This is a genomic window from Desulfosporosinus sp. FKB (assembly GCF_002196705.1).
Lineage (GTDB): Bacteria > Bacillota > Desulfitobacteriia > Desulfitobacteriales > Desulfitobacteriaceae > Desulfosporosinus.
This window is the reverse complement of the sequence record NZ_NADJ01000039.1, coordinates 126,744-144,634: the sequence shown is the minus strand read 5'-3', so window position 1 is coordinate 144,634 and position 17,891 is coordinate 126,744. Positions and strand designations below refer to the sequence as shown.

Below are 17,891 nucleotides of genomic sequence, written 5' to 3'. Positions count from 1 at the left end.
AAAGTAAAACTAAGTTGTATAGTCTATTCTTGCAAGAATTCTTGAACATAAAGATTACCATAGGCACTTCCGTAAGCGATTCCTACGCCCACATGAGTAAAACGAGGGTCAAGGATATTGGCTTTGTGGCCTGGACTTTGCATAAATGCCGCCATGGCTCCAGAAACGGAGTTATTTCCGGCAATGTTTTCTCCTGCCCAGCCAACAGTTAATCCTACGTCCTGCATCATGGCCCAGGGGCTGCCATAGGTGGGAGACGTATGGTCGAAGTAATTATTAGCTTTCATGTCATCGGCCTTAGCTTGTCCGACTGAAACTAAACGGAAATCTACCTTAAGGGGGGCAACACCGGCGGCGGTGCGTTCTTGATTAATCATATCTACCATCTGCTGTTCATCGGGTGTCAAAGAAGTTACCGCAGGAATGGCGGGGGTTGTAGGTGTAGTTGTTGGAGAGCTTGAAGAGGACGTTGGGGAAGTGCTCGAGGTTGGAGACGTCGTGGGGGTTATATTTTTTAAGGAGACAACGCTTCCTCCGAGGCTTGATTGTCCGACTGTTACCGTCACCGGTTGAGATTGAACGGTCGAAGGCGCTGAGGAGTTGTTTGTCGAAGTTCCCTGCGTTGAAGTAGGGACAGTCACTGGTGTGGAAGGAATCGAGGTTGGGTAAATATTTTTCAAAGAAACAACACTGCCGGAATTAGTCGTAGACGGCATGGTGTTGACTGTTGGAGCAGAATTCTGAGTTGAGGGTGTTGTAGATACGGTCGTTGTTGATTGAGTTCCAGAAGCTGTCGGGGTGGAAGTCGGAGCAGAAACCACTTGCGTCGCGGCAGGTGCTGTTGATCGGAGGGCAACCACTGAACCTGAAGCAGAACCTGGTAAGGATTGTGAACCGCCAATAAGAAGGGCAGCTTGTGCCGGCATAGCAACTGCGGTCATGAGTAAAGCCATTTGAATTCCTGCGAACACTTTAAAACGTTTATTCATGTATGTAGCCTCCTATTAAAATTGAAGACAACAGTAGTATATCATGACAAGTTGCTTCATCAAATGGTACATTTTGGAGATAAAAAGGTCTAATTCTATTTTTTGGAAATTTCCTTCCCTATCTAAAACGATGTATAATGAAATCATCTATTCTCTGCTTTCAGAAGGGTAAAAAAAACTCTTTAGTTGGTTATATGAGTAAGGAAAGGTTAATCATGACGTTAATTCAGTGCTTTCCCAGGAGGAGGAGAGAATCTCTTTAACGATCTGGAGAGGGTGAAAAGCTAAGTGCAGGAACAGGAAAAAGTAGTTTTGAAATATTGCCCGGATTATACCGCCGATGTTGAACAAAGCTTGAGAGATGGTCTGGCAGAATGGGGCGGTATGTCCGAGTTTGTGAAGCCCGGTCAAAAGGTATTGCTGAAAGTCAATCTTCTGATGAAGAAGCGGCCGGAGGAAGCTGTTACGACTCATCCCAGTGTTGTCGAGGCAGTCGTTCATCTGGTTCAGGAAGCGGGCGGGATTCCGATCATTGGAGACAGTCCCGGGGGGCCTTACACTCTAAGTGCTCTTCAAGCGGTATATGCCCGATCGGGTCTGCGTGACGTCGCCGAAAGGACGGGAGCACTTCTTAATGAAGATATTGGTCAAACAACCATTCCCTATCCCGAAGGGAAATTAGTTAAAAGTTTGACTGTAACGAATTGCGCTCTCAATGCAGATGTGATCATCCCTCTTTCAAAGCTTAAAACTCACGGGATGATGACCTTTACAGGGGCGGTGAAAATTCTTTTTGGAGTTATTCCTGGTCTTCTTAAGGCAGAATATCATTTAAAAATGTTTAAGATCGCTGATTTTGCTGATCTTTTAGTGGATATCGCGGCTTGGGCCAAACCAGCCTTAAGCATTATGGATGGAATAACAGCAATGGAAGGAGATGGCCCTTCAGCCGGCAAACCACGCAATGTTGGAGCTTTGATCTTAAGTGCGGACCCTTTCGCCCTGGATGTTGTCGCGGCTGATTTAATCGGTTTAAAGCCGGAAAAGGTACCAACAGTGATGGCGGCCCGCAATCGGGGATTAATCAGCAGCCTGGAAGAAATTCAGTTAAAAGGAGATGCCCGTTCGCTCTGGCGCATTGAGGATTTTATAATACCTAAAGCTGTTTCGACCAACTTCTTGGATATGGTGCCTATGCCCCAAAAAGCTAAGAAGTTTGTGCTTAATCGTGTTCGCCCGCGCCCTGTTTTTGAACATACTAGTTGTGTGGGGTGCAAAGACTGTGTCAATAACTGTCCGCCAAAAGCTCTGAGTATGAATGAGTATCAGCGCCCTATTGTTGATTTAGAGGCTTGTATTCGCTGCTTTTGCTGTCAGGAGCTTTGCCCGCAGCAAGCTGTAAAGATCTTTAAGCCTTGGATGGGAAGAAAATTTCTAAAATGATTGCAATCCCTACTAAAGTTTAGTAGTATGTCCGAAGATGACTGTATGCCGCAGCTAAAGAATGGTTAGGGATATAGCTGGAGAAGGTGTTGGAAATGGGTAAAAATTTAATTGCTGTTGATGTTGGTTCTGGTACACAAGATATCCTTCTTTATCAATCAGGGGTCGCATTAGAAAATTGTCCTAAGTTTATTGTTCCCAGTCGCACGCAGGTCGTGGCGGCTCAGATACGAAAAACCAGTTTAAACAGTAGGGAGATTTTTTTGCATGGTTATATGATGGGCGGCGGAGCCTGTACCCAAGCTTTAAGAGAACACCTTGCCTTAGGTCTGAAGGCCTATGCCACTCCGCAAGCTGCCCTTACATTTAATGATAATTTGGAAAAAGTTAAGTCTATGGGAGTTGAACTTTGTTCGGAGGCTCCTAATGCCGCGGCTTCTATCTGGATGGGAGATATTGATACCTTAGCCTTGGAGCAGGCGATGGGAGCTTTTGGTCTGGACTATCCTCAGAGCTGGGCTGTCGCCGTCCAGGATCATGGTTTTAGCAGAACAGAAAGCAATCGAACGCTGCGCTTTCAGCTATGGAAAGATTTTGTACTTCAGGGGGGAGATTTGAGAACGCTGGTTTTCAAAGAAGAAATCCCTGAAGTTTTTACCCGGATGAGGGCTGTTCGGGAGATCCTGCCGGGGGCCACGATCACGGATACCGGGACCGCTGCGCTTTTGGGAATTATGGCCGATCCTTTGATGAAGCCTTACCTGGAGCGGGGTATTTTAGCGGTTAACATCGGGAATTCTCATACGCTTGCTGCTGCTATACGGGGAGATCGTGTTTATGGGATTTTTGAACATCATACGAGTATGTTGACTCTTGAGACATTGGCCGCGTTTATTAGACGTTTTCAGGCAGGAGAATTGACCAATGAAGAAGTCTTTCGTCATGGAGGCCATGGCGTAGTAGGGCATCCGGATATGAACGCCGGTTGGGAATTTGTGGCTGTTACCGGTCCCAAAAGAAGCATGGCAAAATCTCTAAATTGGTATGAAGCGGCCCCTTATGGGGATATGATGTTAACAGGGTGCTTTGGCCTTCTTGCAGGGCAAAAAGTTCTTTAATAACCTCCATAAAAATATTTTTAAATGGCAAGGTATTTTTCGATGTATGGAGAATCAATAAGAAATAACTCTTTAGAGTATATAAGAAGGGGGGAAGACCATGACGGGTGTTTTATCTCAATTCCGTAATTTTGGCTGGTTGGATGCAATTGATGTTCTTGTGGTGACAGTGGTCTTCTACCAATTCTATATGCTCATTAAACGAACTCGGGCAGTTCAGTTGGTCAAAGGTGTTCTGGTGCTTCTTGTTGCTTACCTTTTGGCGAAATATTTTCAACTGCGGACAATAAGCTATATTCTTGACAAATTATTTCAAATGTTTGTCTTTGCTATTCCGGTGGTGTTCCAGCCTGAGCTTAGAAAATTTTTGGAGCAGCTTGGCCGAGGACGATTTTTAACTCGCCATCCTTTAACTCCCGGCATTAATTCTTTAGAACAGGTCGTTGAAGAATTGGTGCGCTGTACTCAAGTTCTCTCAAAGAATCGTATTGGAGCTTTGATCGTCATTGAACGAAAAACCGGAGTCCAGGATTTTGTAGAAACTGGCATCAAAATTGACGGGGTAGTCTCCTCCGAGTTTTTAGTCAATATTTTCATTCCTAATACACCGCTTCATGATGGGGCAGTTATTATCCGTTCGGATCGTGTGGCCGCTGCGGGGTGTTTCCTTCCCCTTTCAGAAAACCCCAATATTCAAAAAGATTTAGGAACGCGGCACCGGGCAGCTTTGGGCCTGACAGAAATTACGGATGCCATAGCTCTTGTTGTTTCAGAGGAAACCGGTGCGATTTCCGTGGGAATTGACGGTGCTCTGACTCGCTTTATGGACGATAAAATGTTACGTGAATTGTTGCTGAGGGAGCTTGAACTGAATGGTACCTCTTCCCCGACAATTCCCTTTTGGAGGTGGTAGCTAGTGATAGAAGTCTTACGGCGAAACCTCGGCGTTAAATTGCTTTCGTTTTTAGTTGCCATACTTTTTTGGCTCTTTGTCATGAACCAAGGAAGTGCTGATAAAATAATCCCTGACCAAACGTTGACGGTTCCTTTGGTGGTCACGAATCTGCCGCAAAATATGGTGGTGATGAAACAGCTTCCTTTAATTAGTGTCCGTTTCCAAGGAATCAATCCCAGCGCCAATATTAAAGACATCTATGCTGAGGTGGACCTTTCCGGGGCAACTGCCGGAGAACATAGCTATTCAGTTATAATTAATGCCCCTGAAGGAACGACTGTAGTGGATCGTCAACCGGCAAGCATTAAATTAACGTTGGATAATGTTCAAGAGAAAATTCTTCCGGTTCAGGTTGCCATGTCTGGCAATCCTGCTGATGGGTTTCAAGTTGGGACTCCTATTGTAAAGCCTTCGGCGGTGAATGTCAGAGGCCCGAGCTCGGTTATTTCAACCTTAGATAAAGTCACCGCAGAGGTCAGCATAGCAGGTGCCAATGATACTGTTGAAGTTTCTCCGGCAATAAGTTTTCGCGATAAAGCGGGTAAACCAATTCTTGGCCCTAACCCTAGTGTCGATATCTTGACCGCTTACCCAAACAGTGTCGATGTTATTGTTCCGGTTACAGCCAAAGGTATGTCGACCAAAATGATCTCCCTCAAGGTCAAAACTACCGGAACAGTGGCTCAGGGGAAAGTACTTAAATCCTTAATAGCTTCACCCACCAGTGTGCAGGTTTCAGGCAGTGCCCAGGCCTTAAAGGGTTTCGATTCTCTGGCCATTGGCCCCGTTGATCTTAGCGGCCTGACTGAAGACAAAACCTTTCAGATTCCTCTGGATCAAGTTACCTTGCCGTCGGGAGTCTCCTTCCTTGAGGGTACGACAATCAGCGTTATTGCTCAGATAGGAGCAGGACCAATACAAAAAACTATTTCAGGTGTTCCGGTTGACATACGAAATGTTGGCAAGGATCTTCAGGTTGATCAAGGAATTTCGCCGGTTGATGTGGTGATTGAAGGTCTTCCGGATGTCGTAAATAACTTAACTCCTGATCAAATCCAGCTATGGGTAGATGCTTCCGGTCAAGCTGAAGGCAGTTATCCTAATACCCAGGTTCTCTGGCAGCTGCCGCCCGGAGTTACCATGATTACAACGCCACAAGTAACCTATAGCCTTAAAGTCAAGGCGGCTAAAGGAGAATAGTAAACGTGGATTTAATATGGACAAGTTTGAGAATTCCTGTCGAGGATGATGGCTTATTAAGAACTGTCATGGCTCGAAAGTTAAAGGTCCCTGAAGCAATGATTCAGGGACTTCGTTTCTTGCGCCGTTCCTTAGATGCTCGCAAGAAGCCTAATCTGGTTTTCGATTATACCGTTCAGTTTTCGCTGGAAATCCCTAAAAAAGAAGGATATCGCCTTATAACAAGGATTCCGGGGCTTAAAGAAGCCCCGTCGGAAGTCCCTGTAGTCTGGTCAAAACCCTTGAAAAAGTTAGGGCATCGCCCCGTCGTGGTCGGTTCGGGCCCGGCCGGATATTTTGCAGCCTTGGCCTTAGCCCGTAAAGGGTATCGGCCTTTAGTGCTGGAACGGGGAGATTCGGTGGACGAGCGGACGCGAAAAGTTCAGCAATTTTGGCAGACGGGGAAGCTGGACACAGAGAGTAATGTTCAATTTGGCGAAGGAGGGGCGGGTACGTTCTCCGATGGGAAACTGACAACTCGTATCCAAGATCGTCGTATCACTGAAGTATTAGAAACCTTCGTTAAGCACGGTGCACCCTCCGAGATCCTCTTTCTGGCGAAACCGCATATCGGTACAGATATTCTAAAAAACGTGGTGAAGGGGATTCGGCAAGAAATTATTTCCCTTGGCGGCGAAGTTCGATTTCGGGCTAAAGTGACAACTTTAAAATCATCAGGTGGTCACCTGCAAAGTATCATGGTAAACTGTCAGGAAGAAATCCCTGCCGAGGCAGTTGTTTTGGCCGTAGGGCATAGTGCTCGGGATGTTTATAGATTCCTTTATGGGCAAAACATTACTCTGGAGAGAAAAGGGTTTGCTATAGGTTTGCGTGTCGAACACCCTCAAACGTTGATTAATTTAGCCCAGTATGCTGTTGAGGAACATCCTTTGGTTGGCCCGGCGGATTATCAGTTGACTTATAAGGACGCAGGGACTGGGCGGGGGGCCTATGCTTTTTGCATGTGTCCGGGAGGAAAGGTTGTTGCCGCTGCTTCGGAAGAAGGCGGCGTCGTTACTAATGGCATGAGCGAATATGCGCGGGATACCAACGTAGCCAATAGTGCTATTGTCGTAACTATAGGCACTGATGATTTTGCGACATCGCATCCTTTGGCCGGCCTGGAGTTTCAGCGAACTTGGGAAGGTAAAGCTTTCGCTGCCGGAGGAGGCAGCTATCATGCCCCGGCACAGCGAGTTCGGGATTTTTTAGAGGGCCGGGTATCAGATGATTTTGACTTGCCTGCCAGTTATCTGCCGGGTATTAAGGCTTGTGATCTGCATAATGTCCTTCCTCAGGAAATTGGGGAGGTGCTTGGCAGGGCTTTGCAGGATTTTAATCGCAAAATTCATGGATTTACAGGGCCTTTAGCGACTTTGACAGGAATCGAAACGAGGACAAGTTCCCCTCTTCGCATCGTGCGTAATGAGCAAGGAGAAGCTTTAAACCTGGCAGGACTTTATCCGGCGGGAGAAGGCGCCGGTTACGCCGGCGGCATCACAAGTGCGGCGGTAGACGGCTTAAGAATGGCCGAGCACCTTATGGCACATTATGCGCTGATGGAGTAAAATAGGAGTGTTAGACGATTAAAGTATTCCTTTCCATGCAAAACCTTAATTACGACATGTCAAAAAAGAAGTTGAACATCTCGTCCATATGGTTATAATTAGATAATGTTCACGTAAAGTTCTATCGAGTTTAAAATAGTGATGAAAGGGAGAGAAAGGATTTGGGTCGACTCTTTGGAACCGATGGGGTGCGCGGCGTGGCTAACAGCCAGCTGACACCAAACCTTGCTTTTCAACTTGGGCAAGCAGGTGCGTATGTTTTGAGCAAGGAGCATCCACACCCTCGAATCGTGATAGGCAAGGATACCCGGATTTCAGGGGATATGCTTGAAGCTGCCTTAATCGCAGGAATCTGCTCTGTTGGAGCGGATGTTTTAAAGGTAGGCGTCTTGCCGACACCTGCGATTGCTTACTTAACACGAACCTTAGACGTTAGTGCAGGTGTGGTAATTTCAGCATCCCATAACCCTGTTCAAGATAATGGTATAAAATTTTTTGATTCCACCGGATTTAAATTACCCGATGCCATTGAAGATGAGATTGAACGTATTGTTGTAAATGACGATAAACCGTGGGATACCCCCATCGGCGGGGAAGTCGGACGGGTGATTGAGGTTAAGGATGCCGGAGAACGGTACATAAACTTTCTTAAGCAGTCCGTAGGGCGCCTCGATGGTCTCAAAGTTGTTTTAGACTGTGCAAACGGCGCAGCAGCCTGTATAGGACCTGCGGCGCTGCAGGAATTTGGCGTAGAAGTCATTCCGATTTTCCATACTCCGGACGGGATAAATATCAATGCAGGCTGCGGGTCGACCCATCCTGAAGAGCTGCAGCGGGCCGTTTTGGAACATGGGGCTGATCTGGGTCTGGCCAATGATGGAGATGCCGATCGCTTGATTGCTGTCGATGAGCATGGAAATGTCCTGGATGGGGACTTCATTATGGTGATTTGTGCTTTGTCCCAGAAAGAAAAAGGAACCTTAGCGGAAAACGCCGTAGTTGTAACAGTCATGAGCAATCTGGGGCTGCGTTTAGCCCTTAAAGAAGCCGGGATTACCGTTTACGAGACCCAAGTTGGAGATCGTTATGTCATGGAGGAATTACTGAGGACGGGAGCAAAATTAGGCGGAGAACAGTCCGGCCATATCATTTTCTTAGATCAAAATACCACTGGTGATGGATTGCTGACTGCTCTTCATTTGCTGTCGGTGGTTAAAGACCGGCAAACTCCCCTTTCACAGTTGGCTAAACAAATGCAGAGACTGCCTCAGGTGCTCCTTAACGCTCGGGTAAGCAATAAAGAACGGCTAATGTCCGATGAGCGAGTTCTTGCCAAAGTGAGGGAAGCCGAAGAGTTACTGGGCGGGCGAGGCCGCGTTCTGGTACGTCCTTCGGGAACGGAACCTTTGATTCGAGTGATGGTTGAAGGACCGGATCAGGAAAAATTGACGCATTTAGCCCAAAGCGTTATCGATATGATTATTAAGTGTGATGCATAAAGATACCATTGAATAACTTGTTTAGTTTAGCGTATAATTGGTTCATGTGATGGAACAGGTATGAGTTCTGAAGCATAGAATGGTTTTGGCAGCATCTATTATGAGACCTTCCGGATCGAACTTTGTGATAAAACATACGTATCTGTCCGGCACATGGACCTTTTACTTAGTGGAGTGAACTCGAAGGACCCACCCCCACTTATAGAAGTGGGGGCCTTAAAAACTGGATAAATGATTCGGTCGTTATCAAGCTTGCCTTTTGAAAGGGGTGATGCCTTTAAGGAAAGAAGTTAGGAATTTCTATGTTTACTGATTGATGGGGTAAAATTGAATTGCGTTGTTTCAGAGACGTTTAAGCGCCAGGACCTTATCTATTATTACGTTTGAGGTCGACGAGGAAGAGGGTTATCGAATCATTCGGCGGGTCCCTCTCGGTGGCTTGTCACCGTTACGCTTACATAAAACCAGAGAGCAATTTCCGGGACAAAGGGTGAGTGAACAAGAGAAGGGGTTAGTATGCCTATTTGGACCCCTTGACTTTCAATGCCTAAAAGCTGAAACAACGAAGTCGTCCGGGGTGGGGCGGCTTTTTCTCGTATTAAAAAACGATTTTAAGAAGTCATAATGTCACAATGTCATAATGATGAGATTGAGGGGAGAAAAATAAAATGTGTGGTATCGTTGGATATGTAGGAAAGCAAGTCGCTATTCCTATTCTGGTAGAAGGCTTGAAGAAATTAGAATATCGCGGGTATGATTCAGCTGGGGTAGCCGTACTGGATGCCCAAGGGATTTCTGTGTCCAAAAGCGTTGGCAAGTTGGTCGCTTTGGAGAAAGAAATAGGAGAAAATTATTCTCAGTCCTGTATAGGTATTGGCCATACTCGCTGGGCAACTCACGGCCGTCCTTCCCAAGTTAATGCTCATCCTCATGGGGATTGCGGGCAGGATTTTGCTGTTGTCCATAATGGGATCATTGAGAATTATCTGGAATTAAAAGATCAATTGATTGAAAAAGGGCACTTATTTGCCTCCGAAACGGATACTGAAGTTTTAGCACACCTTGTTGAAGATTTTTATCAAGGGGACCTGGAAGCAGCCGTTCGCAAGGTTTTAGCGATTATTCGCGGCTCCTTTGCTATGGTCGTACTCAGCCGCAAAGAGTCGGATAAGCTGGTGGCGGCCCGTAAGGACAGCCCGATGGTCGTTGGGCTTGGTAAAGGAGAATTTTTTGTAGCGAGCGATATTACTGCTATCCTTAACCATACCCGCCAAGTCTATATTCTAGATGATGGTGAAATGGTTGTTATCCAAGAAACCGGGGTAAAAGTTACTGATTTTGCAGGAAATCCTCGCGTCAAAGAAGTCATGCATGTTAAGTGGGATGCTGTAGCAGCGGAAAAAGGCGGCTATGAGCACTTCATGCTTAAAGAAATTCATGAGCAGCCTAGGGCCTTGAGAGATACGATGCTGGGACGTCTGGAAGAGGAAAAAGTGGTTCTTCAGGAAGTGGATTTGACCTCGGAAGAGCTCGCTCAGATTCATAAAGTTTATATTGTTGCTTGTGGAACAGCCTGGCATGCCGGGTTAGTCGGCAAGACTTTGATTGAACGCTGGGCACATCTTCCAGTGGAGGTAGATATTGCGTCAGAGTTTCGCTATCGGTCTCCATTAATGGACGAACATACCCTTGTGGTGGTTGTGAGTCAGTCCGGCGAGACAGCAGATACTTTAGCAGCTTTACGGGAGGCTAAAAACCGGGGCGCACGTGTAATTGCTATCACCAATGTCGTAGGCAGCACAGTGTCCAGGGAGGCTCATGATGTAATCTTTACTTGGGCCGGTCCTGAAATCGCAGTAGCCTCAACAAAGGCTTATACAACTCAATTAGAAGGGATGGTACTGCTTGGATTATACCTTGCTCAAGTTAAAGGAACCATGCCTACAAACAAGATCGGGGAAATTATTCAGGATTTAAAAAATATCCCTGCTCAAGTCCAGGAAATTCTTGATCAAGAAAGCGGTATTCGTGAACTAGCCAAATCGTTTGTCGGTGTTGAGGATGCGTTTTTCCTGGGCCGTTCCTTAGACTGGGCGGTGGCTATGGAGGGTGCTCTGAAGATGAAGGAGATTTCCTATATTCACGCTGAAGCCTATGCAGCAGGGGAATTGAAACATGGTACGTTGGCCCTCGTCACAGAACAAACCCCTGTCCTTGCTCTGGCAACTCAACGAGAGATATTTGATAAAACCGTTTCCAATATTAAAGAAGTAAAAGCCCGTGATGCCAAAGTTTTTGGAATGACTTACAAAGGCAATACCAGTTTAGCTAAGTCAGTCGATCATGTCATCTATATTCCTGAGACAAGAGATGAACTTGCTCCGATTCTTACAGTTATTCCACTCCAACTATTGGCTTATTATGTCTCTGTGGCCAGAGGCTGCGACGTCGATAAGCCAAGAAATTTGGCCAAGAGCGTGACGGTGGAGTAGAATGTTAGATTAAATGAAAAATGTCATTTTGAAATATAGTTTGTAAGTTTTAATAAAAGTTTTGTTTAATATAAAAATAAACTGGAAAATTCGAATAAAAATGTTTGAAATCACCTCTATTCATTAAATTATTGATGAGGTGATTTTTTCTTTAAAAGAAAGCATAAAAAATAATAGAGAAACAATCGGACAGAGACTCGGATAAGGATAGAAAGAGGTTTTATATGCGAGGATAAAACATAAGATATCATTCGCAGAACTAAATTTAAATCCTAAATAGTATATTTGATAGTATATTTGATAGTATATTTAAGAAAAATGTTTTTTAAAGTCGAAAGTTTTATTTTGAATTTAAAATAATATTATTATAAAATGATTTTATTCACTATTTGCGTAAATTTTAGCAATTGGAGGCCACAATGCAGCAAGCAAAAATTTTTCGAAATTTAAGAAAAACGGGTATAGATTTTTTGTCGGAAATACCATGGGGTACACATGTTTGCGGATTTTATCAGACCAAAGAGGACTTAGAGAATTTACTGGTACCATATTTTAAGGTTGGATTAGAAAATAATGAGTATTGCCTGTGGGTAGTTTCCGAACCTATATCAGCAAACGAAGCGGAAAAGGTTTTACGTGAATCAATGCCTGATTTTGACACTTACCAGGAAAATAATCAAATTGAAATAATACCGTACAAAGAGTGGTATTTGAAATATGGAACCTTTGATAGTGAGTTAGTATTAAATTCTTGGGTTGAAAAAGTGAAGAGTTCAGTGGAGCGTGGGTATGCAGGCTTAAGGATAAGTGGGAATACAAGCTGGCTTAAAAAAAGATACTTTAAGACGTTCATGGATTATGAAAAAAAAGTTGAGGAACTTATCGGAAGTCTTAAAATGATTGCAATGTGTACATATCAACTGGACCAGTGTGGAATCCATGAAGTATTTGATATTGTAAATAATCATCAATTTTCTTTTATCAAAAGCCAGTACAACAAGGATAATATTAACAGTATCACTCGATTTGAACGTATTGACCTGGTTGGAAAGATGGCAGCTAGTATTGCACATGAAATTAGAAACCCTATGACCTCAGTTAAAGGGTTTTTGCAATTGCTTCAAAGCAAGAAGGAGCTCGTGCCCTATCATGATTACTTTTCCTTGATGATAGGTGAGTTGGAAAGAGCTAATAGTATAATTTCAGAATATCTTTCCTTAGCAAGAATTAAAGACAAATCTCTCAAATTGGAATCTATAAATAATATACTCCAGGTCTTATTTCCCTTAATAGAAGCAGATGCTCTTAAGGAGGATATGTATGTAACTTTGGAGCTGGGCGGAGTAGAAGATTTGTTAATTGATGCTAATGATATTCGACAATTAGTTCTCAACTTAGCTCGTAACGGACTTGAAGCAATGCAGTCGGGGGGAAAACTTACTATAAAAACATATATAGATGGAGAAGTTACGGTTTTAGCTATAACTGACCAAGGTGAAGGAATAAAGGAAGACTTGTACGAAAAGATTGGCAATCCTTTCTTTACGACTAAAGATCAAGGGACTGGCCTAGGGCTGGCAGTTTGCTATAATATCGCTGAACGGAATAACGCAACTATTGATTTCAAGTCCGGATCGAACGGAACAACATTCTATGTGCGTTTCCGGAAGAAGGGTACCTTAGCGAATAGAAATGCAATAAGTGCATGAGAGCGGGGTTAGGACGCAATATTTTTTAAGAAGGAAATAGACCATAAAAAACCTTTTGAAGGATAAGCTAGTAAAGAGACTACTATATTCAAAAGGAGGTAAAAATAATGATCGTACAAGAATTCAATCAGCCATCAACCCAACAAGAACAGGTTTCTTATGGAGCCTTTCAACATAACGTGTCTAATATTATGCCAACTTCACCAGAAATCGGTTATCTTTGGTGGAGTATGGAATTGCAGACACGAATAGTGCTCGGTCTGATTTAGTATCAACGTTTCGAGGTTTAGTTACTGATGTTCTTTTCTTGGCTAAGAACTGTTCAAAGGGCTTGCCATATTGTAATGAATAACCATTACTATCCAGACATCTTTCTTATATTTAAGGTTACCCTAGTGAAGAGTTCATAAGTTTAGTAAAGGAGGACTTTGGCTTATGGGTAACAATAATGATCAAGACACGGGAAATGGACCTGGAAAAGGGCAAAGTAAAGGGGCTGGGCCACGTAAAGGAAAAGCGAAAGGAAAAGGGTAGGAAAAGAATCATTTTGGAACATGAAGAAACCGAAAGGGGACAGCTAAAACTGTCCTTCTTCCGTTAATCCCTGATCGTTCCGGCTCAGCGCAAATTGCCCAAATTCTTTATCCGCTTCCGCAAAGTCCGGACAACCCCATGTTGATTCCTGACAACCAAAAGGACTGGATCATACAGGCAACAATACCCTTTGACGATAATTTTATGCGTCTGTCCGATTGTATGGGTGAGTTGAACGATGCCCTCTCTGAAAGGGTATCTATAGCTGTAGAAGGCAGTATTGATGAAGTAAAGCAAGCTTTTTCTGTATTAGCAGAAGAAGGGAAAGTGGGTATACCTCTTCAGAAAACTTTTTTCAGCCCTTGCCACGGTGTTGTTTTTGATAAGTTTGGCGTAATGTGGAATTTTGTCGCCCATACAGAGAGCCAGTAGAAGGTATTCAAATGTTTTGTAGTAAAGCAGCTTGTTTTAGATGAATCCAGAGTGTCAATCCGATGAAACTAGCTATGATTTCAGATATTGTAAGAGACCATATTACGCCATGCAAACCCCAAAAAATGTTTCCAGTTATCATGACGGATATTAAGATTAGCCCTTGTGCTACCGACATGATTGTAGCTTCTTTTTCTCGTCCAAGCCCTTGAAAAACCCCTGTAAATAATCCTGAAATGCTGGTGAATAATGATGATATTAACATTGCTGTTAAAATTAAAGTTCCAACGCGGATGACCTCTAAGTCACTGCTGAACAACCGGATAACTTGGGTACGGAATGTCAGCAATGTTAGGGAGATTAAAGTAATCAGAACTATAATATAGGTTGCAGTAGACTTAATGATTTTCATCATTCGGTCTATATTTTTGGCTGTATAGGCATAAGCAATGAGTGGTACTACGCCCATAAATAAGCCCATCCCAATGAAGTCAGAAAGTTGTACAATTCGTTGGGAAATACCAAAACCGGCAACCGCATAATCCCCGTAATATGCTGAAAAGTTATTGAGTAACAATCCAGATATAATTAAAAAGGCATCCATTAATAAAGCTGATAATCCAACTTTAAATAGTTCTTTTGTTATCGTTAAACTAGGTTTGAATAGTTTAATTGAAGCTGTGAGAGACGGACTTTTCCTTTGAAGATAAAGAATATAGTAAATCACAGCACAAAGGTTGCCTAGGATAGTTCCTATCGCCGCTCCGACAATATTTAGGTGACAAGTGAAAATAAGAATTGGATCTAAAATAATATTCACGATAACACTCATTCCCATTCCATTCATGGAAGCGGTGGAAGCGCCTTCGGCACGTACAACTTGCTCCAAGGCAAAGTTTGCAATAACAATAGGACTCCCTATAATGAAGACGAGAATATACCCTTGAGTAAATAGCAGGGTATCCTTCTTTGCCCCCAGGATCTCCAAAATGGGGTGAAGCAGCGGGATGCATAGAATCATCAATAATAGTCCGGTTAACAAACAAAAGTATAAGGTTACAGACGAAACAATTTTAGCCTCGTCTGCTTTTTTTTCTCCCAAAAGGCGCGATATAAATGTTCCTCCTCCTGTTCCAAATAAGTTGCCAATTGCCATAAGAATGGTTGTAAAGGGCAACGCCAAAGTAACCGCAGACATCATGGCAGTATGATGAAGTTCTCCAATAAAAAATGCATCAACGATGTTGTAAATTATATTTAGGGACATTCCGAGAATCATGGGTAAGGACATATGAACAATAGCCCTCCAGATGGGGGAGCCTTCAAAATAATAGGTGTTTGATTCTATTTGATTCATGGTCATGTCACTTCCTTATAATTAATTAGAATTCTAAGTAATCATTGAAAAAAATTATCTCATCTTGAAGTTTTGATAAGAGATTTTTAGCAGTTTTTTATAGGTTTCCTTCTCGTCTTCAGTCATTCCCTGAAGTAGTAAAGATTCTACATTCTGAAAAACTTCTGCCATTTCTTTGATTAACTTTGTTCCTTTTTCGGTAATTTGCAGTTGTTTCGTTCGTCCATCATCTTCTCCCGAATTTCTGGAGATAAATCCTTTTCTCTCTAACCCCTGCAATAAACTAGTAATGGAAGATCCTCGCAAATTCATAGTGTGTTCAAGATCTTTTTGACATAATTGTTTTTCCTTTTGTAGTTGTTCATAAATGTCACCTAATAATCGGGCCTGCTGATTTGTAATATTATAAGGAGTCAATTTTGAATCTTGCAGTTGTTTGATAGCGTGAACAATATTTCTGAGGTAAAATTCATAGATTCTATCCTCTCTGTGTTTAGCCAATCTTATCCCTTCTTGCTTAAGAAAATAATGTAGGACTAATTTGATTAGAATTCTAAGTAATTATATGTCGAAAAACCTAAGATGTCAATTTGTTTGGTTACTTGAAGGTAAAACTAACGAAAAAGAGCGTCCAAAGCCATTGTAATCAATAGTTTTGGACGCTTTGCCTGCGGCGGTATCTCCAGCATAGGAAGGGAGATTTCAGCCCGAAATGGATTTTGAGTAAACAATCTTAGTGGGATCTACAGGTATCCAAACATTTAACAAACTTTGTTGCAAGGTTCTCGCTGAATGACCTATCATGTTCAACAAATAAAATAGTCGGCTGGTATTCAAGCAATAACTCTTCGATTTGTATCCGAGAAATTACATCAATATAGTTGAGTGGTTCATCCCAAATATAGAGATGAGCTTTTTCGCATAAACTTTGGGCAATCAGTACCTTTTTCTTCTGGCCACCGCTAAATGTTTCGATATTCTTTTCAAATTGAACTCTGGCGAAACCAAGCTTTCTTAAAATTGTTTTAAAAAGGCTTTCATCAATTCCGTTGTCTTGAGCAAAGTCCTTTAAACTACCTTGAAGATGTGAGGTGTCCTGCGAAACATAGGATATTACAAGTTGGCTTCCTTTTCGGAAATTACCTGTATAGTTTATAGACTCACCGCAAATCAGTTTTAAAAGGCTTGATTTTCCTGAGCCGTTTTTACCAATAAGGGCAATCCGATCCCCTTGCTCAATGGTAAAGCTTATAGCTTCGCAAACCGCCTTTTCATCGTAATAAATGGAAACATTTTCGAGTTCAGCGAATCGTTCATTATGATAAGCCAGAGGTGAAATCTTAAGGCTGTCGGAGTCTTCAAGATTTTTGAGAAGCATAGACTTTTCATCAATGGCCGCTTGTTGTCTCTTTTCCATTGACTTAGAGCGTTTCATCATTTTGGCCGCCTTGTGGCCAATGTACCCTTTATCGGGCTTGCTTCCAGAATTCCTGGTTCCTTTTTTAGTTTTTTCCACTTCATCGGACCAGTTGTTCGTTCGCTTGGCAGAATCGTTCAAGCGATCAATGTCTTTTTTCAGCTTCTCATTTTCGGCAAGCTCAAAGCTATCTTGTCTTTGTTTATTTTTCCACCAAGAGGAAAAATTACCTTTTTGGATTTCTAAATTAGTCTTATTAATCGAAAGAATATGGTCGATGCAGTTATCTAGAAAAGCCCTGTCATGTGAGACGAGAATAAACCCCCGTTTGGTCTTGAGATAGTCACTAACCAATTTTCTGGCTGCCATATCAAGATGATTAGTGGGTTCATCAATTAATAGAAAACTATTTTCTTTAAGAAACAACGTTGCGAGCAGCACTTTCGTTTGTTCTCCGTTTGACAATGTATCGAAAGGACGATACAAAACTTTCTCAGAAACGTTGAGCTGAGAGAGTTCACGTATTAACTCCCAGTGAATATAATCTGGGAAAAGGTCGTTAATAACATCGAGAGTTTTATTTTCCTTAGCCTCTACATTGAACGGAAAATATTCAAAACTGATATTGGCAGAAATATGACCGCTGTATTTATAGTTGCCGAGCAATAAATGGAGAAATGTTGTCTTCCCTCTGCCGTTTCTGCCCGTAAAGCCCAGTTTCCAATCTGTGTTAATCTGAAAGCTGACATTTTCAAAGACATTATCATAACTGCCATCATAGGCAAAGGTTAGATTTGCAACATTTATTAGCGACATGGTTTTATCCTCCTGTGAAAAATTAAGAGCTGCAAGAAAGTTAATTCTTGCAGCTCGCAAATACACAACAAAACCAAACCTATATAGGTGTGGCAGGGAGGTATTATTTGAGTGAAAAGAGATAGTAACTTTCTTGCATATGCACAACAAAACAAGCGGTAATAGGTAACCATACTTATTTCATCATGCTTAATAGTTTAGCAAGAAAAATTACGCATCTTTTCAACTCCAATCTTCTGTTACTTCTTTAATATTACTCTTTATCTCTATTAAAAGCAATAAGGCTTTATCAAATTCTGTTTGTTTAACGATAATAGCTGATT

At 42.6% G+C, this 17,891-nt stretch carries 14 protein-coding genes; 10 read left to right on the top strand and 4 right to left on the bottom strand.

Annotated features, from left to right (window positions below; translation table 11 throughout):
• Positions 1–23: 23 nt before the first annotated feature.
• Positions 24–989 carry a CAP domain-containing protein gene (locus B5Y67_RS19330; RefSeq protein WP_088228052.1) on the bottom strand — a complete coding sequence of 322 codons (966 nt, stop codon included), beginning with the start codon at positions 987–989 and terminating at the stop codon, positions 24–26.
• 288 nt (positions 990–1,277) lie between these two features.
• Between B5Y67_RS19330 and B5Y67_RS19325 the strand changes: the two genes are divergently transcribed.
• From B5Y67_RS19325 to B5Y67_RS19285, 10 genes are all read left to right on the top strand, one after another.
• Positions 1,278–2,432 (top strand): DUF362 domain-containing protein, encoded by a 1,155-nt coding sequence (locus B5Y67_RS19325; protein ID WP_088228051.1) that lies wholly within the window; start codon positions 1,278–1,280, stop codon positions 2,430–2,432.
• 95 nt (positions 2,433–2,527) lie between these two features.
• Complete coding sequence (locus B5Y67_RS19320; protein WP_088228050.1) at positions 2,528–3,550, top strand: DUF1786 domain-containing protein; 1,023 nt, start codon at positions 2,528–2,530, stop codon at positions 3,548–3,550.
• Between the two features lie 100 nt (positions 3,551–3,650).
• On the top strand, positions 3,651–4,463 hold the full coding sequence (gene cdaA / locus B5Y67_RS19315; protein ID WP_088228049.1) for a diadenylate cyclase CdaA: 813 nt from the start codon (positions 3,651–3,653) through the stop codon (positions 4,461–4,463).
• Positions 4,464–4,466: 3 nt separating this feature from the next.
• Positions 4,467–5,705 carry a CdaR family protein gene (locus B5Y67_RS19310; RefSeq protein WP_088228048.1) on the top strand — a complete coding sequence of 413 codons (1,239 nt, stop codon included), beginning with the start codon at positions 4,467–4,469 and terminating at the stop codon, positions 5,703–5,705.
• Between the two features lie 5 nt (positions 5,706–5,710).
• Complete coding sequence (locus B5Y67_RS19305; protein WP_088228047.1) at positions 5,711–7,312, top strand: FAD-dependent protein; 1,602 nt, start codon at positions 5,711–5,713, stop codon at positions 7,310–7,312.
• A gap of 161 nt (positions 7,313–7,473) precedes the next feature.
• Complete coding sequence (gene glmM / locus B5Y67_RS19300) at positions 7,474–8,811, top strand: phosphoglucosamine mutase (RefSeq protein WP_088228046.1); 1,338 nt, start codon at positions 7,474–7,476, stop codon at positions 8,809–8,811.
• A 668-nt stretch (positions 8,812–9,479) separates the two neighbouring features.
• Complete coding sequence (gene glmS, locus B5Y67_RS19295) at positions 9,480–11,303, top strand: glutamine--fructose-6-phosphate transaminase (isomerizing) (RefSeq protein WP_088228045.1); 1,824 nt, start codon at positions 9,480–9,482, stop codon at positions 11,301–11,303.
• Positions 11,304–11,722: 419 nt separating this feature from the next.
• Complete coding sequence (locus B5Y67_RS19290; RefSeq protein ID WP_242976047.1) at positions 11,723–13,012, top strand: MEDS domain-containing protein; 1,290 nt, start codon at positions 11,723–11,725, stop codon at positions 13,010–13,012.
• Positions 13,013–13,119: 107 nt separating this feature from the next.
• Positions 13,120–13,281 carry a hypothetical protein gene (locus tag B5Y67_RS25455; protein WP_170932750.1) on the top strand — a complete coding sequence of 54 codons (162 nt, stop codon included), beginning with the start codon at positions 13,120–13,122 and terminating at the stop codon, positions 13,279–13,281.
• A 403-nt stretch (positions 13,282–13,684) separates the two neighbouring features.
• The gene (locus tag B5Y67_RS19285; protein ID WP_088228044.1) at positions 13,685–13,978 is read left to right on the top strand and encodes a hypothetical protein; all 294 of its coding nucleotides are present in this window, start codon (positions 13,685–13,687) and stop codon (positions 13,976–13,978) included.
• Between the two features lie 7 nt (positions 13,979–13,985).
• Here the strand turns inward: B5Y67_RS19285 and B5Y67_RS19280 are convergent, their stop codons facing one another.
• From B5Y67_RS19280 to B5Y67_RS19270, 3 genes are all read right to left on the bottom strand, one after another.
• Entirely contained in the window at positions 13,986–15,335 is a 1,350-nt protein-coding gene (locus B5Y67_RS19280) for an MATE family efflux transporter (RefSeq protein ID WP_088228043.1), read from the bottom strand.
• Between the two features lie 54 nt (positions 15,336–15,389).
• Positions 15,390–15,836 carry a MarR family transcriptional regulator gene (locus B5Y67_RS19275; RefSeq protein ID WP_170932749.1) on the bottom strand — a complete coding sequence of 149 codons (447 nt, stop codon included), beginning with the start codon at positions 15,834–15,836 and terminating at the stop codon, positions 15,390–15,392.
• A 232-nt stretch (positions 15,837–16,068) separates the two neighbouring features.
• Positions 16,069–17,568, bottom strand: a complete 1,500-nt coding sequence (locus tag B5Y67_RS19270; RefSeq protein WP_088228041.1) for an Lsa family ABC-F type ribosomal protection protein — start codon at positions 17,566–17,568, stop codon at positions 16,069–16,071.
• Positions 17,569–17,891: the final 323 nt, after the last annotated feature.